Raw genomic sequence first — 25,019 nt, forward strand, 5'->3', positions numbered from 1 at the left:
AAAACTTCCTTATTTGTGACTCCGAAGTCCTCTGTAGAACCACAGGAGTCTGTAGTATAAATAGAAAAACAGATGTGATTTCATCTGATATCTTATGAGCTTCTTCTCCTCGGGATGAACCTTCTCCTGATAGTATCTGTTATTCTGAAACTCCGGGAAGGTGGCCCTCATCTCTGCGGCGAGCCTTCTGGCAAACCTGTAGCTGCCTCTGAAACGGCTGCTTCTTGGCATGACCGAGAACAGGGTGTTGATATAAAATAACACTGTAAACTGGTACTCTATCTCCGGTTTGTACTCCTCATAGTAGCCGTTATCTTTGGCTTCCTTAACGATGAGTCTTCCGGCTGTCATACGGTCCTCCATGTTCTTGCGGGATATGGAATGAACCGTTGAAGTGTTGTGCTGATAATAAAAATACAGTGGTTCCTGAATGTACTCAAAGTGTCTGCTCCTGAGCATCCAGGTGTTACTTATGGCATTGTCCTCATAGAAAATGTCCTCGGGAAAGATATCAAGCTTTGTCTTTGAACAGGGAATGTAGTCCCCCAGGATCAGCTCTCTCCTATAGACCTTGACCACAAGACTTCCGGTCTCCAAAAGAAGCTTCTGATACCGCTCTTTATTCATAACACCGGTTTGTTCAAAGTTGTTGTTGTGAACTATCTGTCCCACTTTGAAGCTGTGCTCGTCAGTGAAGCAGTAGTCGCAGCCCACCATGTCGGCCCCTGTCTCCTCAGCCTTGTTAAGAAGCCTGTTGTAGTAATCGGGCACGATCCAGTCATCGGAATCGATAAAGCCCAGCCACTCTCCCCTGGCTATGGCAAGGCCTAAGTTCTTGGCTCCGCCCTGATGGTGGTTTACCTTGGAATGAAGGGCTATGAATCTGTCGGGATACTTCTCTGCGAAGCTTCGCAGTATCTCCAGGGAGTTATCCGTGGAGCAGTCATCCACTGCGATTATCTCATACTTTCCGTTATCAAGTTTCTGGTTTACCAGGCTGTTAAGGCAATACTCCAGCTTGCCCTCGGAAGCCATATTGTAAACAGGCACTATAATGCTAAGCCTTATCATATCATCTCCACGATAGCGGCTGCTATCTTTTCTGCGCCCTTGCCATCTATGATGCCGCGGGCCTTGTCACTCATTCTCTGTCTGAAGCCGGGATTATCCACCGCTGCGGTTCCCCAGGTAACTATCTTCTGGATAAGACGTCTGTCATCTCTTACATCCCCTGCGTACTTGGCAGCTCCAAGCTCATCAAAGACCTTGACGAACTGAACCTGATTGTCAGCCATGGCATAAACCACGGTGGGAACTCCGATGGCGCAGAGCTCATACAGGGTGGTTCCTCCCGCTGAAACAGCGAAGTCACACTTTTTCATGATCTGTGCCATGTTGCCGGGATTGAAATGAAGAGTTATGGCGGCGTTACGGTCTGCCATGTCCTCCAGCTCTTTTACATAATCCTCTTCGAAAAGCGGGCCCACGATAACCTCGCAGGTCATGCCGGTAAAGTCCAGCACATCCCTGCAGGGACTGTTTTCATCAAAATATATCTCATTGAGGATATCCCTTATGATGCGATAGGGATCAGTGCCACCCGCTGATAGAAATAACTTTTTGGCATGACTGTGTATCTTGTAATCCGTGCAGCCAAACTGCCTTCTAAGGGGCGCATACTGCCCTCCCAAAAGCTGCACCTTGGCGCTGTAGAAATCCTCAGGCACTTTAAGGTCATAATTTACTATAAAATCCACGTCGTAGTCAAATTTGTAGAGGTCGTCTATATAGCCCAGCTTCGTGTTAAGGCCCAGCTCCTTTATAAGAGAGCGCAGCTCACTGAAGTACTCCTCCGTCACAAAATAGGAATCGATCAGGAAGAAGTCCGGTTTTTCCTCGTCCATGAGGACCCTCAGGGCCTCCATGTCCTGTAAAGGCTGTGAATACTTGGTGTGAAGGATGATGGAATCGTACTCATCTCCGCCCTCTTTCGAGAGCTCGTGCAAAGTATGATCACTGTCGTCATCGGACAAAATGTAGGTGACCTCGCACCCCTTTTGCATAAGCTCATAGGCGATGGTCATGCATCTTCTTATGTGTCCTGTGGCGATAGCGCCGTTTCCGTTTGCTTTAATCCAGATCTTCTTAGCCATTTTCTCACCTCGTAGTCTAAATCCAACTGTTAACTATGGTTAATTACCTGAAATCCTCTGCCTTAAGGGGCTCTCCTCTAAAGAGGTCGTGGGCCGCCTTCTTTCCAAGGCAGTTATCTATTTCCACAGGGGGAAGTCCCTCTCCCTGCTGGGGTCTTATGGATCTGATGTTTTCATTTGTGAGGGTCTCCCCCTCTTTTATGTCCTGTACTATGAAAAGAGATCTTGCTCCCTCTCTCTCCTTCTCCTGTCCGGGAGTCAGCTTGTACTCACTGCTTCCAAGAGCTTTCTCGGTGATACGGACGTTTTTGACCATATCCGCGAACTCCTCCGGCTCCATGGAAAAGGCTCCGTCGGCACCGCCGTCTGCTCTTCGAAGAGTCAGGTGCTTCTCTATCATCTTTGCTCCCAGGGCAACTGCTGCTACGGGAACAGTCCAGCCCATGGTGTGGTCGGAAAGCCCAATGATACAGCCGTATTCCTTGGCCAGGGTGGGTATCATGTTCAGGTTCACATCCTCATAGGGTGTGGGATAAGCGGAGACGCACTTAAGAAGTACGATGTCCCTGTTGCCCTCACCTATGCAGGCTTCGATGGCATTTCTAATATCATCCTCACGGGCTACGCCGGTGGCAAAGATCATGGGTCTTTTCTTGGCGGCGCAGAGCCTTATGAAGGGTATGTCTGTTATCTCGTAGGAAGCGATCTTGATGGCGGGCATGTTCATCTTTTCCACGAAATCAAGGGATGTGGCCTCAAAGGGTGTGGAAAAGCAGTCAAGGCCCAGCTTGTTGGCTTCCTCCATGAGCTTTGGCTGCCAGTCCCAGGGGGTGTAGGCCTCCTGATAGAGCTTGTAGAGAGTCTTGCCGTCCCAGAGGGTTCCGCCGTCAATCTGGAAATAGCTCTTGTCGCAGTCGATGGTCATGGTGTCGGCGGTGTAGGTCTGAAGCTTCACGGCGTCGGCGCCGGCTTCCTTGGCGGCATGGATGATCTCAACGGCTCTGTTGAAATCGTTGTTGTGGTTGCCGCTCATCTCCGCAACGATGTATACAGGGCTGTCCTTACCCACGGAGCGGTTTCCTATCTTTATGGAATTGTTAAGGTTGTAATCAGGCATTTCAAATCTCCTCAACAAAGTTGTTCATCATGTATTCCGCATTGGTCCAGGGCTTTCTTGCGGTGAAAAGGGTGTTGTCACTCTTTTTGACATAAACCGCAGGGAAGTAGTGGATAAACAGCGGGTTAAGGCAGAGGGTGTAACCACCTGCGTTGGTATAGACCACCCTGTCTCCTATATTAAGTGCGGCCTCATCTGTAACTTCAAAGAGTCTGTCGTACTCCATACAGGTGGCTCCGCAGATCATCTGGGTTGCAATCTCAGGTCTCTCGGAGGCGGGCTGACCCTTGTGCTCAAATCTGTGGGGATACCAGCGCCTTGTGACCTGGGGATTCAGGTTCACTCTGCTTCCGTCGGTGACGATGTAGGTGTGTTCTCTTACCTTCTTCACATCAATAACGCTTGTCACAAAATTAAAGGATGAGGAAACCAGTGATACTCCCGGTTCCATAACAAGCTTTGTCTTATCCGGTGAAAAGCCCTTTGAAAGAACCTCTGCTATGGCGGGAACGTAGTCCCTGAAGTCGGGCTTGTCTGCAACTCCGCCGTAGTAGCCGCCTCCCATATCAACGTACTCAAGGTCCAGTTCAAACTCTCCGGCTGCGGATACAGCTATCTCGGCCAGTGCTCTGTAGGCGTTGACGGATCTGGACTTGGTGGAGGAATGAAGGTGAAGGCCCGCAATCTTAACTCCGGTCATGGCTTTAAGTCTGTCTATAACCTTGCCCAGCTCGCCGTTTTCGTAGCAGTAGCCAAAGCGGCTGCCCTCCTCGTCCGCAAGGACCTCCTGGGGAAGTCTTGCCACCATGTCGTAGTTGACACGAAGTCCTACCCTGAAGATTCTGTCGGGGTGTTTACCGGTGAGTTCTTCCAGCCAGTCCGGCTCATAGGTGGAATCCATATTTACAATGCCCCCGCCGAGAAGAACCTTCTCAAAGGTGGCTCTGTCCTTGATGGGGCCGTTATATATGATGTGGTCTGTGGTATAGCCCAGTTTCAGGGCCAGCTCACATTCCATATCGGATACTACTTCAGCATAGAAGCCCTTGCCCTTAAGGTGTGTAAGGAGCCAGGGAAGGGAATTGGTCTTCACGGAAAAAGAACAGATGTAATTGTTCCAGCTTCCTTCCAGGGCGTTCTTAAGCATATCCACATCTCTGTCCAGGAGCTTCTCGTCAATGCGGTAGTAGGGTGTTGGAAGCTTGTCATCGTCAAAGGCCTGTGCCACTGATGCTGCTTCCTGAGCCTTCAGCTCCTGAAGGCGTCTGTACTTGATCTCCGCCATTCGGAAGTCTTCCATGGTGTCGATATCCTGAACCTCGTCCTCTGTCAGGATGACGTGAACCATATCCTCTGTATCCGTTGTGCCCTCTCTGAAGAAAGCATCTGTTCTGCAAGCATAGAACTGACCGCTGTCGTGGTAGAGCTTCTCAAGGTCCTGGGACCTGGTGGCAGCAAACTCAGGGTGCTTACGAACCAATCGGCCGTTTTCTATAATAAAGCCCCTCTGGGGAGGGTAGGAAAATGCAACTACAGGTGTTACGGATTCGTGTTCCTTCAAAAGCTCCATGGCCTGTCTTAATCTATCGGCCGTTATGAAAGGAGCTGTGGGATAGAGACAGCAGAAGGTGTCAAAGTCTCTGCCCTTGTCCCTATACATGTTAAGAACCTCTGCTATTACTTCATCAGTTGTGGCGTAGTCCCCGGCGGTATCCTGGGATCTTCTGAAGGGAACCGCTGCGCCGGCGGCCTGTGCCACCTCTGCTATGCGGTCATCATCTGTGGATACCATGACCTCGTCAAAGACGCCGCTGTCCAAAGCAGCTCTGATGGAGTACTCTATGATGGGCCTTCCGCAGAATTCCTTGATGTTCTTGCCGGGAATCCTCTTGCTTCCGCCTCTTGCTGTGATAATGGCAACAGAGCTCATTATGCTTTCTCCTCGATTTCAAACTCTTGTAATATTTCGCGCGCTATTTTATCCAGTTCTGCCTTGGTGGCTGCCTCTATACAGAAGTAGCCCCTTCCCATGATGGAAGCGCCGTTGGTGACTTTGCCCAGGATATCTCCCGGTTTGATATTGCAGTTCCAGGCCACAACAGGGTATCTGCCACTGAGGTCAAAGCCCTCAGGAACGCTGTTCACTCTCACGTTCTCAAAGTCAAAGTATCTGATCATCATAGCCTTGGAAGCTGTGGGCTCAAAGGATGCTTTAAGGCCCAGCGCCGGTACCGCCAGCTTCAGGAACTCAGCCACTTCATCCACACCGCTGGCCATGGGGGTAAAGAGATTATGAAGGTTATGGCCGGAGGGTCTGGCAGAGGTTTCTATGATGAATGGATTGCCGTTGTTATCTTTTATGATATCCGCATGGATAAGGTTGTTTTCAAAACCAAGTGTTTCCCCAACCTTCTGCATGAAGGTCCGGAGCTTCTCAAAGAAGTCCTTGTTTTCGGAAGTCTCTGTTATGGAATAATATCCCACGCACTCGCAGTATGGAGGCGGGGTGTTCTCTTTCCCGCGAAGAAGGATCAGGTAGAACCTGCCGTCCACGAAGGCTCCGTCAAGGCCAAACTCAGGGCCGGGGATACAGGTCTCTATAACGTAGTCCTCGTCAAAGGGAAGGCTGTTAAGGAAGCCTGATTGGAGCTCCTCCCCACTGTTGTAAATCTCAACCCCTCTGCTGCCGGAGCCGAATCTTGGCTTAACCACCACGGGATAAACGGTGTTAAGCTCATTGGCGTAAAGGCAGGTCTCTCCCGCAGGAACCAGGTAAAGCTCGCAGGGGCGGAGGCCCTTTTCCGAAAGGACTCTGTGGAACTCGTATTTGTCGGTGCAAAGGGCTGATGCTCTTGCTGAAACGCCGGTGAGGCCGTAGGTGTCGTTGATGACTCCGGTGGTGGTAAGGTATCTTCCGATGGGAACGGGAATGATAACATCCGGTTTGTTCTCATCAAGGATGGCTTTGACCTGTTCCGGGTCACGGATGTCCACCACGAAGGACTTGTCGGCTGCCGGGAGGCCTGGGGCCTCAGGGTTGCCGTCTAAGGCTACTACTTCAAAGCCAAGTTCCTTGGCTTTGCTTATTCCGTATATTGATTCTGAGCTTGCACCTATTACTGCTGCTCTCATATTGTGTCTCCCTTAAATTTATTGGTTACCCGAAATTCTTAATATATTATAGGCATGCCAAAGACAATTGTAAAACCTGAGTGCTTTAGCGGGCAGTTAGTGTGTTGGCCGGGCGGAAGGTACATTGCACGGTGATTTACTTCAGAGCGTAGCTGCTCCACATGTCCTCCACGAAAAGAGGGGCCATCTCTGAAAGGTTGTCACAGCTGTTTAGTAAGTTATCGAAGGCCTCCATCTGCATAGGGTCGTCGGCGGCGTATAAGGTTATTTCGGAGGCGCCGGTGATCTCGGGTTCTGTCAGGGGCTCCAGGTTTTCTTCGTCCATGTAGAAGACTCTGTCGTAGGAAAGGAGCTCGTCCGTAAGGCGCCAGACGTTCTGAGGTGTGGCGGGATTGAACATTACCACTGCCACGGCGTCTGAATGTCCGGAGGCGTAGGCTATCTTCTCGGGGTCCTCTTTGTAGAGGAACAGTACGTTGTTATCCAAGGTCAGGCCCTTAAGGATCAGGATCACAAAAAAGGCAGAAACCACCATTACCAGGCTTCTTTTCTTGTTCCCGTTTCCAAAGCTCTCAATTCTGGAAAAGACCATATACACATCCCAGATAAGGATTGCTCCGATAAGGCCGTAAACCGGCATCTCATATCTGTTGGAGGCAGCCCCCACAAGGAGCGCTGTCTTGGCTGTCAAAAGGAAGTACACCGCTGTTGCGATGACCGGAGCCAGGATCTCAGGTCTCGGGGACTGATATCTCTGCCTGTGTCCAGTGGCAGCTTCTCTTCCTCTTCGAAGGTTTAAGTACATGGTTCCCATAAGAAGCAGGGTTATTATGATCAAAAGGCATTTGCCGAATACAAAATCATTCAGAAGGCCCATAAAGAAGGACAGTCTCATCCAGGTATTTCCCAGGTCAAAGAGTCCCCCTGCAGCTTCCGAGCCTCTGTAACCGCCAAACATATGACGAATACTTGAAGGGTAGGTAAGAACCGCAAGGCCAAGAGCCATGACGTTACATCCCGCATAGATAAAAGCCTTTTTAAAATCAAATCTTGAAAAGGCAAGCCACAGGAATGTAAAGGCTCCGATGCCTGCCCAGAAGTACAGATAAAAATACTGAATCAGGAATCCAAAATATGAAACCAATACTATGGGTCCCCAGAGCACAGCCCAGGAAATCATCTTCTCTCTTGAGATGCCCTTCTTTTCTCCCTTGGCAGAAATACTGTCATAGCTTAAGCTTCCGGCAGCCTTCATCTTTTTTATAAAACAAATATGTACCAGAGCACAGGCAAAAACCGCTGCGGTAAGCCATGCATACATGCGGATGAGCATGTTGCAGGATATGGTCATGGGATTCACCCCATAAAAAGCCAGGGCCAGAACCTCCACCAAAAGCGGCGCCTCCAGCTCCTCCAAAATGCGATACAAAAGCCAGAATGAAATGCAAAAAGCTGTCAGATTGGCAATAAGTCCCGACCACTTGCTGAAAACTCCCGGCGTCAGGCTGCAGATAGTATGGAAAATCCAGTAATAGAGCGGCGGATGTACATCCCAGGACTGAACCAGCTTCACCAGTCCGTAGTTAAAGCCCTCTCCCTTTTTTACGGAGAACTCATCAAGAATGGTCTGTCTGTCCTGCCACTGTCTGTCGGGCTGATAAAGCCCCAGGGTCCTGTTACTGGAAAAATAGGTATAATACTCATCCTCATGAAACCCCGACTTCTGGAAACCGAAGTAGAGGCTCACTATAACGCTGATCACAAAGATCAGCCATACATATACTTTTTTCATGGTCATAAGCCCCTTACCCTGGCGTGAAGCCATCTCACCAGCCTGGGAGCCGGCGCAAGGATCTGAAGATATACTCTGTCTCTTTTGGATAAATGGGGATTGTTTCTTATTTTGCCAAGGTTCTTCCTGACGTAGGAAACAACCTCCCTGTAAAACTTATTGTTCCGGGTCATTTTGCTGACCGGGATATGTAAAAGATAATCAAGCCTCTGATAATAACCGAATCTCTCAGCCACGGGCACCAGGTCCGGATATTCCTTTTTTACCAGGTCAAGAGCCACATCGGAGTTTCTCACAATGTCCGTAAATACTGAGGGGAAGTAATCCTTATCCTCGGCTTTCTTCCTGGAGTTGGAACCCAGGCGGTAAAAAACGTGATAGCCAACGTGAGGCAGTATCACCAGCTTATTTATCCTTGGAAGCACATGGATCATAAGGTAAAAATCCTCATTGAGCTCCCCTTCGGGAAATCTCATGTCTCCCAGTGCGCTTTTTTTGGTGAGCTTGGTGCAAAATGAAGCATCCCCTGTGTGCATAAGAAGGGTTGCAAGGTGCTCCTTGGGGGAGATCTCCAGCTCTTTTTCCGGAACAGTAATAACATCCGGGAGCCTGCTGCCGTCCTCGCAGATCTCGTCCCTTCCTATCTGAACCATGTCCGCGCCGGTGCGAATTGCAGCCTCTGCAAGCCTTGAATACATCTTGGGATCAATGAAATCATCGCTGTCCACAAAGCCAAGATACTCTCCGGAAGCCTTGGAAATCCCAAGGTTCCTGGCGCTGCTGGATCCGCCGTTTTTCTGATGATATACGGTCACATTGGAAAAACGCGCTGCCAGCTCATCCGCCACAGCTCCTGTTCCGTCGGTGGAGCCGTCGTCCACAACGATTATCTCAAGAAGCTCCGCCGGATAGTCCGAAGAAGCCACTGATTCCACGCACTTGGGAAGCAGTTTTTCTATGTTATATGCAGGTATGATAACCGAAATTTTCGTTTTAAACTCCGCCATTTATAACTCCCAATCCAACTCTTACTTAACCTTTTTCCTTGTAACTCCCGGTGCGGGAACCACTGTCTCCGGCTGCATCTGTGTGTACAGATCGTAGCCCAGGAAGATGATGATAACCAGCATTGCCACTGTGAGGGGCCACAAAATTGTAACCGTTGAGCCAAAGAGATATCTTGTGTAGGTGATCATGGTTATCACCTGAAGAGCCGCGCAAACAGGCATCTTTTTGTAATTAAGAAGACCGTAGACAACAGCCAAAACCTCCGGAATATATCCGTATCTCTCGTGCATAACAGGAAGACAGAAGCAGCAGAGCTCCGCGGTAAAAATGGTCAGGGTCAGCATGTATCTTGGTGTGATCTTAAATTCTTTTTTGTAAATATAATAAGCAAGGAGACCGAAGATCATCAGTGTGCAGGCAGTGCCGCCCCTTATAAGGAGCTTTCTTGTGGGAACCGCCAGGTCAGAGGTGATGATGGTGTAGATGCTGGGGTAGTTCATGGAAAGCCTTGAGAACATAGCAACCTGATTGCCGTAGATTCCCAGCAGGTCTCCCCAGGTTCTTCCGGCGATGGCCGCAGGCACCATGGCAAGGACGTAGATCACCGGTATCCAGAAGATGTATCTGATCTTAATCTTATTTTTTAACCACATGATAATGATAAAGGGCATGAAGAAAATGGCCTGCTGCTTGAAACTGTAGGCGATGGCCAGATAGATAAAGGTTCTCTGATCGTGCTCCTTGAGGGCATGATAGAAGGATAAAAGAATAAATGCAGTGTAGATGGAATCGTTCTGTCCCCAGGCGGCGCTGTTAAGGGCCACGGTGGGAAGAAACATGACGGCTGCATAGGACATCACTGCCTTGTTCACGTTCCCATCAGTCACATGGAAAGTGATCCTCATAACAGTGACAGCGCAGATGTAATCAAAGATCACGGATACTGTCTTTACCAGGTACATATCGCTGATGCTGCCGCCGATATAGTGCAGGATAACGATGATGTACTGGAACATGCAGTTATAGTCAAAGGTGCTGGCATCGCTGACTCCGGGCTTGATTCCCAGGTAGGCAAAGCCCCCTGCCGCATGACACTCCTTCATCCAGTCGGCGAAAGCGGTCTTGTAATCCCCTGACACGATGTCATAGAGGGAAAGCCTGAAAAACAGGCCGATGCAGGTAAGAATCATCAGAAACAGGGCGTCGATCATCCTGATGGTAAAGTTCCCCACCTTATATTCTTCATTTAAAAAATTGTCGATAGCTCTCATAATATCCTCATCACTCCAAAACATTTCTTTCCTGAAGGGTTCTGGCAAATCCGGCGGGTTTGAGCACCGGAGCGGGACTCATGGGGCCCTCTGCGGGAAACTGCGTTTTTCCTTCAGTCAGATAGCCTTTGCAAAAGTCCACAAAGCGGGAAGCCGCATTCTGTGCGTTCCAGAGCTTGTTTATGGATTCCTTTGCGTTTTGGCCATATTCAGCTATTTTATCATTATTCTCAAAAAGGTAAAGGACGTTCCTCTCAAAGTCAGCATAGGAGCCGTTTTCGTAGATTCGTCCGTTATGTCCGTGTTCAATAAGGAAGGGAACCGCACCGGCTTCCCCGGAGGCCACCACTGCGCAGCCGCAGCCCATGGCTTCGTTCACCACTGCTCCCCAGCCCTCTAAATAATTGCTGGTAAAAAGAAATACGTCAGCCTCTCTCATATGCTCAAGTACCTTGGCGGGCTTCATGCCTCCCGTAAGGGTGACCTTTCCCTCAAGGCCCATGTGCCTTACTCTCTCGGAGAGAGTTCCTGAGAGTCTTCCGTCTCCGATTATCTCCATAGTAAAATCATAGCCCTTTTTATGAAGGGTCTCTGCCACCTTAAGAGCAAATTCCGGGTGCTTGAGGTCAATAAGACGCCCTGCCCAGCATATCCTTATGGATCTTCCGGATATAGTTACAGGGGTCTTCTGTCCGAAGGCATCCATGTCATCCTCAACAGCCCCGGTCTCAGGGAAATATCCCCATTTCAGCATCTTATCCGGATAGCAGCGGATCAGATTAAAATCCGATGCCACATAGGCTCCCGCACAGAGAAGGAACACGGGAAGATTTCTGTAAACATAGTGCTCAGCCTTCTTTTTCTTAAGGCCTCTGGGGCTTATGGCCTTCCACTGCCCCTCCCGGTAAATCCTCTCGCTTACTCTGAAGGAGAGTCTCCCGGAGGAAAGGCGCTTTTTTTCCAGATCCTCGATAAGTCCCTCTGACCAGCCAAAGATGGTGACATCACTCTCGATGATCAGCCTCTCGCAGGTCTCTCTGTCCTTGTAGAGCTCATGGACAAAGGGATAGTCGCTTACATTGACGCCCCAGCCCATGCTGAGCCTCTTTTCCTCCATGGGCATGACCTGGATAAAGTGAAAATCCACATCCTCTCCAAAGCCAGCCATGGCCCTGCAAAAGGGCAGCTGGTGGTGATTTATGTAGTTGGATACGAAAGTTACGACCATTTGTCTTAAGCCTCGTTAATCTCTCTGTAGATCTCAATGAGTCTCTTATAGTTACTGTCGGGGTCATGGGTCAAAAGAGCATGATTTCTGGCGTTTTCTCCGTAGAGTCCGGAGATCACAGGCTCATCCCAAATCTGAAGAATGCCCTTGGCAAGGCTGCTTGGATCGGCCTTTTCAAAAAGGATTCCGTCCCGGCCGTCATCCAGCATGGAGGGGATTCCGCCCACTCTTGCGGCCACCACGGGGGTTCCAAGGAGCATGGCTTCTCCCAGGGAATTGGGAGAATTCTCCACCACGGAGGCGCAGACAAATACGCTGCTTTTAAGGAGTCTGTCTCTCATGTCCTCCTCTGACAACATCCCCAGCATGGTGACATTTTTCTTAAGTCTCTGCCTTCTGATAAGGCTTCTTATATACTTGCCGTAGGCGCTGGCCCTCATGAAATAGGGATACTTGCTCTGACCTTTGCCTATTATGTTATTCCCTGCCACATAGAGATGGGCGTCGGGATATTTTTCCAGAATTTCAGGCATGGCCTGAAGCATGAAGTGAAAGCCCTTTAATGGGTAATCCCCCTGGGAAAGGAAGATGCTGTGGTCCTCAACCTGTGCTTCATCCCTGGTGACTCCGTAGAAACCCGGGCGCATGGTCTCATTTAAGTGAAAATACCTGGCCTCGGGGTTTATCTTGGCGGTCTCTTCCTTATCAAATCTTGTTCTTCCTGTGATATTGCCGGTAAGCCTGATGGCCTCCTTCTCGTGCTCAGCCCTTGCTCTGTACTTCTCCTGCTGCTGAATAAGGCTGTCATTTTTGATCCTGTCTCTGAAGGTAACGGTGTTCTGAACCTCCTCAGGGATGTCCGCCATATACTCCTTAGCTATGACTCCGCAGATCCCCTGGATTCCGAGAAGGGCCTTCGCAGGATTGCCAAAGGCTCTCAGCATGGCCAGTGAGTGGGGAAACTCTGTACCGAAGATATGCACCACATCCGGCTTAAAATCATCCAGGATCTGATGGAAGCGGTTCTCCACTATGCCGTCATAGTTCTCCGGATGAGCCAGATCCTCAGTGAAGCCGTAGTAGGTGATACCATCTATAACCTCTTTGGAGGAGGCGATATCCCCCTCGCCCGGAAAAGCGATGGCCAGCTCCAAAGCATCTTCAGAAGCCAGGCCGTCACTGTTTTTTATTCTCTCAAGACATCCCGTAAGCCAGCCTTCCCTCACGGAAAAGGGCAGGTCATGGGCCTTGGCGTAGGCGGGAAGCATGATGTTACAAAGCCACAATATCTTCAAAGCTTACTTCTCCTTTTTTGACGAGCGAATCCTGTAAACAGCGTTCTTGATGCCATTGTAGGCTCCGGCGGTAACCTTGTTTTCTGCAAGGAAGGTCCTGACAGGAGCCAGGGTAGCATACCGCAGAAAATCGTACTTTCTTATCTGGGCTGCCGGAAGGTAGATTGCGATTATCTCTTTGCGTTCCTTCTCGGAAACCTTCTTGTGGATGGCGGAATAGCCTCCGCCCTCGTAGTTGGCTATGATCATGGGAATATAGACAGTCTCTGCCTTGTCCCTGTAAAAGCATCTGAGGAACTGCTCGTAGTCAGCTCTCACCTTGTACTTCAGCTCAAAGGGGTTGTGATATATGAGCCTCTCATCATAGAAACAGGCCTGGTGTGAAGGCAGGTTCCTGTAGCAGGCGTGGTCGTCGATCTTGGGATTGGAAGGAACCCTCTGACCTGTGGTGACCTCAAATATATCTCCGTAAAAGATGGTGGGCACCGTGGTTCCTGCGGCCTTAAGCTTGCCCTCAATGGCATCGTGGACATTTTTCAGAACGTCCTTATCCCTGAAGGTGTCTCCGCAGTTAAGGAAGAACACGTAGGAGGGGCTCTCTCCGGCCTTCAGGACCTTGATTTCCTTACTGCCGTCCTTATCCCTGGCCCTAGCATCTGTCACCATGCCCTCAAGATAGGATGCCGCAATGTTCATGGCGTGATAGATGCCATTGTCGCAGCTCTCGATGAGGGTTATGGCTCCGGGCCTGTCCTGACCCTTGGGGGCAACATCATACTTCGCCTTAAGCTTCTCAATGGAACCGTCGGTACTGAGGCCGTCCTTCACCAGAATGCGATAGTCGGTAAAACTCTGGGAGGTGATGCTCTCTATGGTCTCAAGGAGCTTGTCCCCTGCATTATATGTAACTGTTATTATGGTAAAAAATGGCTTTTTCATAACTGTATTCTGATCAATAGCCCCTTTCTGAAAGTGTCATAGGCATCTCGTGGAACAAAAACGTCTGGTATGGCAAAACCCTCACTCCGTCATTGGCTGCGCCTCTCATGTACATTGCAAAATACAGAAGGCATACAATAACGCTCGCTACTGTTATCAGCTGTCTCTTCTTGTCATCCTTCACCTTCAGTATCAGGGCCGGCACAAAAAGAATGTGTGTTACCGTAAGGTAGTAGCCTATTCTGGAGATGATGGGAAGGAATGATCCGAAGATGTACAGGGCCAGCGCCATGTTGTTGCACCAGAAATAGAAGCTGTAGGTCCTGTTGTCCTTGATAACATCTCTGTAAAGATAAAGGGAGAATGCCAGCACAGCGGCGCATCTGACTATGTTGACAACGCTGGTCCCGCCGGAGAGATACTCCGTATCCTTGTAGGAAGGATAGAGAATGATGACGATCTTAAGATACAGGTCCTGCAAAAACAAGCAGGATATGCAGAAAGCCCCTGCCAGAAGCATCATCCACTTCTTCCAGGGAAGCATCGCCAGAATGTAGAGAGGAAGCACCACCAGAATGGATTTATGGAAAAGAGCTCCCACCAGGATCATCAGAAGGAACCTGGGGAAATCTCCCTTAAGTACGTAGCGAATGGAATAGAGAGCCATTCCAAGAGCAAGGTAATATCTCACGGTGCTGATGGACTGGAAATAGTAGCCCAGGAGCATGAACATCATGAAGCTGAAGGTGAACCACTCGCTCTGCTGCCACATGCCCTTGATGAAGAACCACAGGGTGAAGAATGCGAAGACCGCAAACACCAGAATGTAGTTCTCAAAGCCGCAGAGATAATAAATAGCATATGTTACCGCATTAAAACCGGCCTCAGTGGGTACATAGGCGTGGCTGTACACCAGGTGCATGAACTCCACATACTTGGCGTAGTCATTTCCCACATTGAGACGAAGGGCCGATACAGCAAAAAGAGCCGTGAAAATCACGAAGATGGCAATCAGATTCACCATATCCTGTCTTGTCATCCCCTGATACACAGCTAAAAGTCTGCCTGTATTTACTTGTCTTTTTCGCACCAGCAGCGCCAGTGAAAGGCACAGCAGTGTAAGAATAAGATAAACAGCCATTTACACCTTCTTCAGGGTCCTTCCGTGCCTTACTCCCTTGTTAAGGAGAGAATAGCACTTCCAAAACCCGATTTCTCTGCACATCTCATCTCTGTTTTTGTATAAAAATCTAAAGCCCCAGATGAAGGCTGTTTTTCCGTAAAGGAAATGATACAGCACTCCTCTGTCATAGAAAAACTTTTCATTATAGCCCTGAAACCAGGTGGACTGCCCTGTGGCCAGCTCATGGCCGATGTCAACGGTGGTCCTGTAGACGGATACCCCGGCCTTTAACAGGTCATGTAAAAAGAGGCTGTCCTCACCGTTCATATAGGGAGCTCCCCCGCCGAACAAAAGGGAGTATCTAACACCGCTCTCCGCTATCTTCTGCCTTCTTCCGCAGATGGCATAGGCGGGATATCTTCCGTAGTTGTACCAGGAGACTTTCTTATAATCCTCATTGTGGTAGGTCTCCCTGCCGGGTTGCTGCTGAACGTTAAAAAGAAGAACGTCCGCCTCCGGGTGTGCATCAAACTCCGCCAGCACTCTGTCTGCATAGCCTGAGTCGTAGACTATATCGTCATCTCCGAACTGGATTATCTCAGCGGAGCTGTTGTCAAAGGCGGTGTTACGGGAAAGTCCCACTCCCTTGGCATGCATGGTCACAGCCTTTACATTATGGCCGCCACTGGTGAAGGTCGCTGTCTCAGTCTCGCCTGTGGTGTCCGTAAGCTGGTTTACGATCACCGCATCCGTCTGAATATGAAGATTGTCTGCAAGGGCCTTGGGGTCCTTGTTTACTGCCGAAATAAGTATCTCTAATCTGCTCATAAGGAACGCACCTTATTTAAGTCTGTAGTATGTTTTCAAAAAGCTCAGGTCTGCCCTTGTGAGAACAATGCCCACTATTTTGCAGCCGTGCTTTTTGAGCTGAGCTATGGTATGCTCCACCATGCTGCCGCATCTCTTGCCGTAGGGAACCGCCAGGATAACGCCGTCGCAGGTGGCTATCTTTCTGTAGTTGTCGAGAACCTTGCCGGGAATAGATATGGCTCTCATGGTGCTGATGGCCTCGGGGCACTTGTTTCCAAGGGCCTTCTTAAGGCTCTCCAGGTCCTCCTCTGAGTGCTTCTCATCACGAATACTGTCCGCGGAAACAAATAAAAGATCCGTCGCCCCCTCTGTAAGGCTCTTGGCGGTGGCTATAAGATCCACCTTAAAGACATCCTCTGCGGAAGTTCCCTTGTCCTCACCTTTAAATACAACACCAAGGATAGGGTATCCGCATCTCTCCTCACAGTCCTCAGGCACATATACCGCATCATCCAGGGCATCCATAAGAAAGAGTGCCATGACAGCTCCGATGATTCCCAGAACCAGTCCGAACATGGCAGCCACGAAGCTCCTGTCGGTGTAGGTCACCAGCTGAGGCTCCTCTGTGTTCAGAAGCTTGATGGAATCGAAGGCCTCGTTGGTCTTTCCGTAGGATTCAAGGGATGCGATAACAGCTGTTGTTATTGCACCTGTAAGGTCCCTGTCGTTATCTTTTACCGTAACAAGCAGTACTCTTACGTCGGAGGGGATTTCCGCTGTTATGTCATTTACAACCTGCTGTCCGGAAATGTTCTCATCCAGCCCCTCCAGGATCTTGTCCAGGACTTCATCAGAGGACATAAGACTGCTCCAGGTGAAGGCATTGTAATGGTCCACCAGTGTGCCTGCATTCTCATCATAGGCAAACTTGATATAGAACTGGGATCTGGTCTGATAGCTTTTGGCAGGACCAAAGGTCACAGTGACCAGGGTATATATTCCGAGGGCAATGAGCGCTCCTATGACTCCGGCCAGAGGTACAAGCCATATTTTCTTAAGGAGCCGAAGGTAAAAGCTCCGCAAATTCAGTTTTTCATTCATATGTCCCTTGTCAGTCCTCTCTCTAGCCATCCCCATAGCCCCCAACTTAATTTTTCTGTGCTGTAGTCTGGTTCTCATCTACACCCTCGGTGCTGTCCGGGGTGAAGAGAATCTTAAGAGTAAGAAGCATCAGCTTGATATCAAGCCATACTGAATAGTTCTCGATGTAGGTAAGATCAAGCTTGAGCTTGTCATAAGGAGTTGTGTTGTACTTGCCGTAAACCTGGGCGTAGCCTGCAAGGCCGGCCTTAACCTTCATTCTGAAGGCAAACTCAGGCATCTCCTCAAGGTACTGCTTGATGATCTCCGGTCTCTCGGGTCTTGGTCCGATGAAGGCCATATCTCCCACCAGGATGTTAAAGAGCTGTGGAAGCTCGTCGATTCTGCAGGCTCTGATGAACTTACCGATAGGAGTGATCCTGGAGTCGTTCTTCTGGGCAAGTCTTGCCACTCCGTCCTTTTCCGCATCAACTCTCATGCTGCGGAACTTCATGATCTTGAACTCCCTCTGATCCTTGGTGCAGCGAACCTGCTTGTAGAGCACGGGACCGTGATCATAGAGCTTGATGATAATTGCTGTTATCAGCATGATAGGTGAAGTCAGAATGATCAGAACCAGTGAAAGCACAATATCGATAAGTCTCTTGATGGCTCTCTGCTCGATCTTGATGGAATACTCCCTGAGAAGAAGAACGGGAGTATCGAAAAGATGAAGCTGGGTGGAGCCCTTTAAGAGAACATCTGTTATCTTCGGCATAACGTAGATACGGATGTTACGGCCGTAGCAGTACTTCACAAGGCCGTTTCTGAACTGGCTGGGAACGTCCCAGATGATAACTCCGTCGTACTTTCCGAGGCACTCCTCGTAGACCTTGTCGATGCCCTCGGAGATATTCATGTATTTAGCAATATGGAATTTGTCTTTTCTTGAATTGAACTTGCGGATAATGTCGTCCACCGAGTAAACTCCGCTGACAAGAAGGAGCTCCCTGGGCGGGAATATGGCCCGGTATATGGCATTGGTGACATAGGCCCAGATAAAGGAGATCACCAGCTGAATCACCAGTATCTCCAGCATGGGAACCACGGGTACCAGCCAGTTTCTCAAAAGGGCGATCTGGAAATAAGAAATAACATTAACCATCAGCAGGGAGAAAATCTGCGCAAAGAACACATCAAAAGGCTTGAGATAGCCTATTTTAAGCCCGCCGTAGGTATTTGAAAAGAAAAGCAGCATTATAAAATAGATGGCCAGAATAAGCAGGTGACCTCTGAAATACAGCTTCAGACCGTTTCCGAGATTGTAACCGTCGACACTGTAACGGGGTCCGGAAACGATAGGATAATATGTGTTAAACCAAAACCAGGCATAGACTGCAGTCTGCATGCCAAGCCCAACAAAACCCAAAATTAGAATCAGGATTCTCTTAATAGACTCCATGTGTTTCATATAAAATCCCCTTTATGGATCAGATTCTTCGAAGGGTTGCTCTCACAGCCCATCCCCCAAAGTAAAACAAAGCTTCAGGCACGGAAAGATCCGCGATATTCCTGTATAAAAACCAGATTCTCTGTATTGCCACAAGCTTGTTGGATGAAAGAGACTTCTTGGGCCTTCTGTAGATGGCCAGATTCTCGTCCATTCCGTAGGCCACAAAGCCGCTCTTAAGTATCCTCCACCAGGTGGCGGTGTCCTCACTGGGAACCTGTGACATGTGAATCATCTCGATATCAATTTTTTCCGTATCGAACATTACGGTGGTGGTAAAAATAACGGTGCGGGACAGAGCCTTCCTGTAGGTGAGCTTCTTGGGGGCATGTACGATCTTCCCCGTGGGATTGGCCTCTTCGTCACCGAATTCATAGGAGTGAAAAGAGAAGGCGCATCCGGTCTTCTCCATGAAGGCCACCTGCTTCTCTAATTTCTCCGGCTTCCAGATGTCGTCGGCATCAAGGAAAGCGATATATCTTCCGGAGGATGCTCCTATTCCGGCGTTCCTTGCTGCTGCCGGTCCCCCGTTAACTTTTTTCCTGATAAGTTTGATTCTTTTCCCCTGGGCTGCAATAAGCTTCTCGATAAGATCCGCACTGCCGTCGGTGGAGGCGTCGTCCACCAGGATCAGCTCCCAGTCCTTGTAGGTCTGGGCTCCCACCATCTGAATGGTCTTCGAGATGTAGCTCGCAGCATTATAGACCGGTACGATAATGCTTACCATTACAACTCCTCTTTGATAATGAACATAGGTCTCTTCTTGACTTCAAGATAGGTCTTGGACAGGTACTGTCCCAAAATTCCCAGACAGAACAGCTGCACGCCGCTGACCAGGGAAATGATGCAGATGGTGGAGGCCCAGCCCACTGTATTGTTGGGGTCTCCGAACACCAGCTGTCTCACTACGATGAATATGATAAAAATAAATGCCAGCACGCAGAAGAGCACTCCGAATATAGAAGCCATGGCAAGGGGCGCCGTTGAGAAGGCCACGATGCCGTCAAGAGCATAGATAAAGAGCTTCCAGAAGGACCACTTGGTCTCTCCCTTCTTTCTCTCGATGTTCTCAAACTCCAGCCACTTGGTATTAAAGCCGACCCAGCCGAAGATTCCCTTGGAGAAACGGTTGTACTCCTCCAGTGAAAGGATGGACTCCACGAACTGTCTGGTCATAAGTCTGTAATCTCTTGCTCCGTCTACGATGTCGGCGTTGGACATCTTGTTGATGAGCTTGTAAAACTGTCTTGCGAAAAATGATCTGATGGGGGGCTCGCCCTTGCGGTCCACACGTCTTGTGGCTACGCTGTCATAGCCCTCATCCACAATGGCTCTGTACATCTCCGGTAAAAGAGCCGGCGGATCCTGGAGGTCGCAGTCCATGATGACCACGTAGTCTCCCTTGGACCTCTGAAGTCCCGCATACATTCCGGCCTCCTTGCCGAAGTTCCTGGAAAAGTTGATGAGATGAACTCTCTCGTCCTTTTCATGGAGCTTTTTAACCTCGGCCACGGTGTTATCCCTGGAGCCGTCGTTGACAAAGATCATCTCTATCTCCACGTCCTGCTCATGAAAATACTTCTCATTCTTCATGAGTTCCACGTAAAAGTCCGCTATATTCTCCTGCTCGTTGTAGCAGGGCACGATCACACTGAGTAACTTCATTACTGTTGGTTTCTCCTAAAAATGCTTAAATTTGCGCATAGTAACGCAATCCTAACAAACATTTTACACTTATCCGCCGGTTCTTTCAACATACGAAGAAGTCAGGCACTTCTTATGTCCCAAAGTGCCTGACTTCATAATAAGCCAAATGAATATGTTTAATTGCTTACAGCCCTTCAACCAGCTTGATCTTCAGGGTCTTGCGGCCTCCGTATTCTCCAAGTCCGCGGATCACAACCGTGGCTGTCTTTCCGGCTTTGTCGACCTTGACGGACTCCACGGCGTATTCAACCTTAGGTACCAGGGTTCTGGTGCTTCCGTCAGCCTTGATGGTCACAACCAGATCCTCAGCCAGGATATCATTGTAATATAGAGAAATCTTTTTGGCTCCCGCCAGTGAAACAGCGCATTTGGAGATATCCTTGCCAGGTGCATAGATCCGGTAGGTTCCTGCAATAAGCTGAATCTCCGTGGCTGCATAGGAACTCTTTTCCCCCGAGGATACTGAGCAGCTGACCCTGATAACGGTTCCCGGAAGAGGTCTGTCGGTCTTTTGAACCGCTTCTCCCGCTGCCCTGGTGGTTCCGTCAGCCATCTTTGCTTCCTCTGGGTAGGTGTAGACGAAGTCCTTTCCCGAGCCTGCTTCCAGGTCCTTATTTTTGCCGATGCTTACGCGCTTTCCGCCCTCCATAAGCTTTGGAATAACAAGGAAGTATCCGTCAGATCCCTTTTCCCTGTAGACCACATCAGAGGCTGAAACCTCGATGTCCTGGACATTTCCGCGGTAAATGGTGAAGCCGTTACTCTTTGTGCTTCCCTTGTAGTTACCGATGCCCTTTACGGTCACATAGGCCGCATCCTTATCGTTCTTGTTGCATATCTTCTTGTTGTTACTGTAGGTCAGGGTGTAATCAACGCCCTCCACCAGCGACCTTCCGCCTCCGGTTCCGAAGGTCACCTCCACCTTAGGCTGGGCGCCGGCCTTACTGTATCTTGCGGACATGACCTGAATATTGAACAGGTCCTTACTGTCCTTTTTGATATCATAGGGCTTAACATTTAATGTTTTCTTAAGAACACCGCAGCAGCCGTTGATTCCCCGGAAGGTTACAGTGTACTTTCCAACCTCCTTGCAGCCCTCAAGCTCAACGATGTAGTCGCCCTTGTTGTCTTCGTCCTGAGGCTCAAGCTTTACCTTGCCTCCTGCCATCTTATAAAGGGTAACTCCGGTCCAGTCTCCTTCAAGCTTCCTGTCACCGGGATTAAAGAAATCGTCGATGGTCAGCTCTCTGCCCTGATACTCTGCATTTGTCAAAAGACCTGCCACCTTGGCCTTGGAAATGTCGTAGCCCTCCACAACAATGGTGGCCGTCTTGCTTCCCACATAGCCGTCGCCTCTTCCCGTAACCACAAAGGTGTGGGTTCCGGCCTTTTTATATTCGGCTATGGTTCCTTCCAGAGTATAATCCTCGTCGTACTTGAGCTCTTTTCCCTTGTAGAAGACATAGGCGGAAGCCTTCTTGCCCTCTGAGTTGTCAAAGAGCTCCTTCAGAGCGTGATAGCCTTCCGGCACGTCCTCGTAAGCCATCTTAAGGGGCTTTCCGTTTGCATCTCCCACCACGAAATCCACAGCATTTACTGTCTTGGCGGGGTCATAGGTCTCAATGTCGATGGCATGATATTCTCCGGTGAAATTCTTTTTATCCGCAGCCTTTATCACTGCGGTATAGGATTCTCCGGCTCCCGTCAGGATCACATTGGAAGGATCCTGTACCGGTACATCCTCTTCATCTATGTACTGATAATAGACCACGTCGTAGTCCGTTCCGGCCTTAAGGGTCCTGCCGCCATAGGTCACCGTGGGAACAATGGATGAGAGCTTGGTTTTTTTGGTGATGTCCACGCCAATCTCCGGCTCCGAGGTAATCTTTGTTCCATCAAGTTCTGCTCTGGCTATGGCAAAAAAGAAGGTGGCAGAGCCGTTAAATCCGCCTTTTCCCGTGACAGTGACAGATGCTCCCGCAACGCCTTCACCGGTGGCATTCACATTATTTTTGTGGGAAAGAGTATAATCTTTTCCCTCTGTAAGCAGATGATTTCCGCAGTAAACAGACATGTAGGGGCCAAGTACCACCGGATCTCCCGTGTACTGTGCCGCGCCCTCCAGGACTCCGCCCTTTAGGTAAACCTTACCGTCGATTGCGTACCACACACCTGTGGGAATGCTGTAATAATCCTCCTCAAACTGCTCTCTCAGATCGGGATCCTTCACGTCGCCCCAATCGCTCACAAGGAGCTGTTCAGGCTCTTCGCCTATGGGATAAATCTTAGCTTTAAGCTCCAGCGGAACCTCATATTCTCCCACCTGCATACCGATGGTATATTCAGCAGAAGTAACACCGGCGTCAGGATTCTTGGCATAATAGTCATCAACATACTCGGATATTCCATCCTTTGCATCAAATTCTGCAAGGGATTCATCTCCTCTGTAAATCGTATATTTTGAGATCTTCACCTTTGGTGTCCACTTAAGGACTACGGTATTGTCTTTTTTGACCTCTATAAGGGCCTCGTCAGAAGGATATCTTCCGTACAGCCCAATAGAATCCTTTACGCCGTCCAGCTTTACGGTAATGAATGCTACTCCAACGTCGTTGAAGGTAAGAATGCCGTTTTTATCCACAGAAATAACATCGGGATCACTGCTGGAATACTCCGGCTCATCCTCAGGCACATAGTCCTCAGGATCTGTTTCGACAATGGTCATCATCTTCATCTTGCCGTCCTTATAATAGCTGCTGCCCAGGTTCAGAAACAGATCTTTCAGCTTTTTGGATACTGTCACATCAAAGGAGGCCTCCAGGCCATTCTCCGTAGCCACTGTGATATGGGCTGCGCCGCTCTTAAGGCCTATAACAAAGCCGTCTTCCACCTTTGCAACCTTGGGATCTGAGCTGGTCCAGGTCACTTTTTCATGGGCCATGGAAAGGGGAAGAACGGAATAGTTCACCTTGAATCTTTCGTCAATTCCTATTTCCAGTCCCTCTTTCGGGATATTGTTAAGCCTGATGCTCTCGGGAACTGATTCGTCTCCGAGAACGTTGTCGGTGTAGGCCTTTATCTTGAGGTTGTGGGGCATGGTCTCCCATTTTCCGTCTTCATAGCTAAAGCTTTCGCCTTCATGGGCAGATATGCTTAAGGCAATACCGTCAGCCCAGTCTACTTCATTATCTGTGGACAACTCGTAGCAAAGTCCGTTGAACTCACAGGTAACCACCACCGAGAAGGTTGTTCCCGGTGCCAGAAAAACATCGTCATTAAGGGGAATTGTATAGCATCCGCTGAAGGTATTCCTTCCTGTTACAGTGGCGGAATCCTCTCTTGTACCGGATTCAGGATCCATGGGGTCCTTCAGGTCCGTATAAACCTCCACGGTATAATCGGTGTCTTCATCCATGAACATCACGGAAACAGCCCTTAAGACCTCACCGTCCTTGGCATCTGCGGCATGGGCCGTAAAAATATTGGCGCCCTTTTTGACAGCTTCGTAGCCATTAGCGGGCATATAATCATACTGATAGCTGTTGTTGTAATTCTTAGCGGTGGTGGCCTTTACTGCAAAGAAAGAATCTACCAGAGAAGGCTCATAGTAGGACATCCAGAAATATCCGTCGTAGGCAAGCTCATCCACAGAACCCTCCTCGGACCAGCTGTTCCTGATGAGAAAAGCTCCATCCCCGGGGGCTTTGGTGGCAAAGTTCTCCTTGGGGAAATTGTCATCCCAGCCAACGGCCACTACTCCATGGTTCCTGGGCACCTTATTGGGGTTATAATATGCGCCGGTCTCAGCGTTAAAGATTTTTTCGTTTACTACGGCAGCCATGCTGTTGACGGCACCAAAGCTGACGCCTACAGCGCCCTGCTCATAGATAAGCTTTTTTACCGGATTAAGATATGAGAGCCTGTGGGTCTCACGGAACCAGTCAAGTCTTGCCTCAGCCAGGTAATAATCCTGCAGGTGACTAATGTCCTCCCTGGCATTGGAATCGTTGATACCATAGGCCTGTATCATCGGAGCCGTTTCATAGGGCATAAGGCTCTCATCCGCAGCGCCTACCCAGCTGGTCATCATATTCATGGCGAAAAAAAAGTTTCCGCCGAAGTCCAGGGCCTCATAGGAGTCCCGGCAACGCATGTAGTCACCCTCGGTTCCGCCCAGGGGATCAAGGACCGTATGCAAGAAAAATACGGAAAGATGAAGCTCAGACAGATCCGGAGCCTCCATGATACCTTCCTTCATAAGATTTATTTCCATTAGTCCCAAGCTGGCAAAGGCCCAACAGGTTCCGTAGGGACTCTGGTCCCGGAGGGAAGGCAGTTTCTCCGTAATATATTTAGCCGGCATCTCCTCATAAAAAGAAGCATCCTCCTCATCTACTCTGTGGCCGATCTTGAGCTCCGGCTCCGGAATATAACCGGTGGGGAAGATCCTGTCCTCAGGCTCCTCAGGAACAGGCATTTCGCCCTCTTCCCCATCCGAAGTATCCTCCAAAACAGGTTCAGCCTCGTCGGCCTCTTCCTTCTCAAGCTCAACAGCTTCGGCGCTTTCGATGTCGTCGATGCTCTCTAAAGTTTCAGTATTCACGATACTTTCAATACTTTCCATAACCGCTTCATCCGCCGCAAACGCCGGAATAGCCGCTGTCATGGACATAACAGAACTAAGTATTATTGCAAGGATTCTTTTTTTCATTTCTACTACCTCTCAACCGAAAGAAAGTCCCACGCTACAGATTAATCCTATAGTTTAGCAGCCTAAAATACTATTAAATAACGATAAAATTTTCACGGCGCATTCCCTACTTTTCCATGTCACAATATGTATAATGAAAGGGG

At 49.3% G+C, this 25,019-nt stretch carries 18 protein-coding genes; all 18 read right to left on the reverse strand.

Annotation, left to right across the window (positions count from 1 at the left end; translation table 11 throughout):
- Window positions 1-9: 9 nt before the first annotated feature.
- A complete protein-coding gene (locus T359_RS0110165; protein ID WP_242839078.1) occupies window positions 10-1,071 on the reverse strand; it encodes a glycosyltransferase in 1,062 nt (353 codons plus the stop codon).
- A complete protein-coding gene (locus tag T359_RS0110170) occupies window positions 1,068-2,153 on the reverse strand; it encodes a PseG/SpsG family protein (RefSeq protein ID WP_026517390.1) in 1,086 nt (361 codons plus the stop codon). The genes T359_RS0110165 and T359_RS0110170 overlap by 4 nt, the downstream gene beginning before the upstream one ends.
- A 43-nt stretch (window positions 2,154-2,196) precedes the next feature.
- Complete coding sequence (gene pseI / locus T359_RS0110175; RefSeq protein WP_035784208.1) at window positions 2,197-3,270, reverse strand: pseudaminic acid synthase; 1,074 nt, start codon at window positions 3,268-3,270, stop codon at window positions 2,197-2,199.
- 1 nt (window position 3,271) lies between these two features.
- Window positions 3,272-5,200 (reverse strand): pseudaminic acid cytidylyltransferase, encoded by a 1,929-nt coding sequence (gene pseF, locus T359_RS23285; protein ID WP_081795540.1) that lies wholly within the window; start codon window positions 5,198-5,200, stop codon window positions 3,272-3,274.
- Window positions 5,200-6,402, reverse strand: a complete 1,203-nt coding sequence (locus T359_RS0110190; RefSeq protein ID WP_026517392.1) for an ATP-grasp domain-containing protein — start codon at window positions 6,400-6,402, stop codon at window positions 5,200-5,202. Before T359_RS0110190 ends, pseF begins: the two co-directional genes overlap by 1 nt.
- A 136-nt stretch (window positions 6,403-6,538) precedes the next feature.
- A complete protein-coding gene (locus T359_RS0110195; protein WP_035784213.1) occupies window positions 6,539-8,194 on the reverse strand; it encodes a hypothetical protein in 1,656 nt (551 codons plus the stop codon).
- Window positions 8,195-8,196: 2 nt separating this feature from the next.
- Window positions 8,197-9,201 (reverse strand): glycosyltransferase family 2 protein, encoded by a 1,005-nt coding sequence (locus tag T359_RS0110200; RefSeq protein WP_026517394.1) that lies wholly within the window; start codon window positions 9,199-9,201, stop codon window positions 8,197-8,199.
- 21 nt (window positions 9,202-9,222) lie between these two features.
- Window positions 9,223-10,473, reverse strand: a complete 1,251-nt coding sequence (locus T359_RS0110205) for a hypothetical protein (RefSeq protein WP_155840091.1) — start codon at window positions 10,471-10,473, stop codon at window positions 9,223-9,225.
- A 10-nt stretch (window positions 10,474-10,483) separates the two neighbouring features.
- The gene (locus T359_RS0110210; protein ID WP_026517396.1) at window positions 10,484-11,701 is read right to left on the reverse strand and encodes a glycosyltransferase family 4 protein; all 1,218 of its coding nucleotides are present in this window, start codon (window positions 11,699-11,701) and stop codon (window positions 10,484-10,486) included.
- 5 nt (window positions 11,702-11,706) lie between these two features.
- A complete protein-coding gene (locus T359_RS0110215) occupies window positions 11,707-12,996 on the reverse strand; it encodes a glycosyltransferase family 4 protein (protein WP_026517397.1) in 1,290 nt (429 codons plus the stop codon).
- 3 nt (window positions 12,997-12,999) lie between these two features.
- Window positions 13,000-13,935, reverse strand: a complete 936-nt coding sequence (locus tag T359_RS0110220) for a glycosyltransferase (protein ID WP_026517398.1) — start codon at window positions 13,933-13,935, stop codon at window positions 13,000-13,002.
- Window positions 13,936-13,948: 13 nt separating this feature from the next.
- Window positions 13,949-15,076: an EpsG family protein gene (locus tag T359_RS0110225; protein ID WP_026517399.1), complete on the reverse strand. Its 1,128-nt coding sequence runs from the start codon at window positions 15,074-15,076 to the stop codon at window positions 13,949-13,951.
- Window positions 15,077-15,886: a glycosyltransferase family A protein gene (locus tag T359_RS0110230; protein WP_026517400.1), complete on the reverse strand. Its 810-nt coding sequence runs from the start codon at window positions 15,884-15,886 to the stop codon at window positions 15,077-15,079. It lies immediately after the preceding gene.
- 12 nt (window positions 15,887-15,898) lie between these two features.
- A complete protein-coding gene (locus tag T359_RS0110235) occupies window positions 15,899-16,999 on the reverse strand; it encodes a hypothetical protein (RefSeq protein ID WP_026517401.1) in 1,101 nt (366 codons plus the stop codon).
- Window positions 17,000-17,015: 16 nt separating this feature from the next.
- Entirely contained in the window at window positions 17,016-18,419 is a 1,404-nt protein-coding gene (locus T359_RS0110240) for a sugar transferase (protein ID WP_026517402.1), read from the reverse strand.
- A 19-nt stretch (window positions 18,420-18,438) separates the two neighbouring features.
- On the reverse strand, window positions 18,439-19,185 hold the full coding sequence (locus T359_RS0110245; protein WP_026517403.1) for a glycosyltransferase family 2 protein: 747 nt from the start codon (window positions 19,183-19,185) through the stop codon (window positions 18,439-18,441).
- Window positions 19,185-20,123: a glycosyltransferase family 2 protein gene (locus tag T359_RS0110250; RefSeq protein ID WP_026517404.1), complete on the reverse strand. Its 939-nt coding sequence runs from the start codon at window positions 20,121-20,123 to the stop codon at window positions 19,185-19,187. Before T359_RS0110250 ends, T359_RS0110245 begins: the two co-directional genes overlap by 1 nt.
- Window positions 20,124-20,289: 166 nt before the next feature.
- Window positions 20,290-24,876 carry a lectin like domain-containing protein gene (locus tag T359_RS0110255; RefSeq protein WP_026517405.1) on the reverse strand — a complete coding sequence of 1,529 codons (4,587 nt, stop codon included), beginning with the start codon at window positions 24,874-24,876 and terminating at the stop codon, window positions 20,290-20,292.
- Window positions 24,877-25,019: the final 143 nt, after the last annotated feature.

This window comes from Butyrivibrio sp. MC2021, from assembly GCF_000621605.1.
Taxonomy (GTDB): Bacteria; Bacillota; Clostridia; order Lachnospirales; family Lachnospiraceae; genus Butyrivibrio.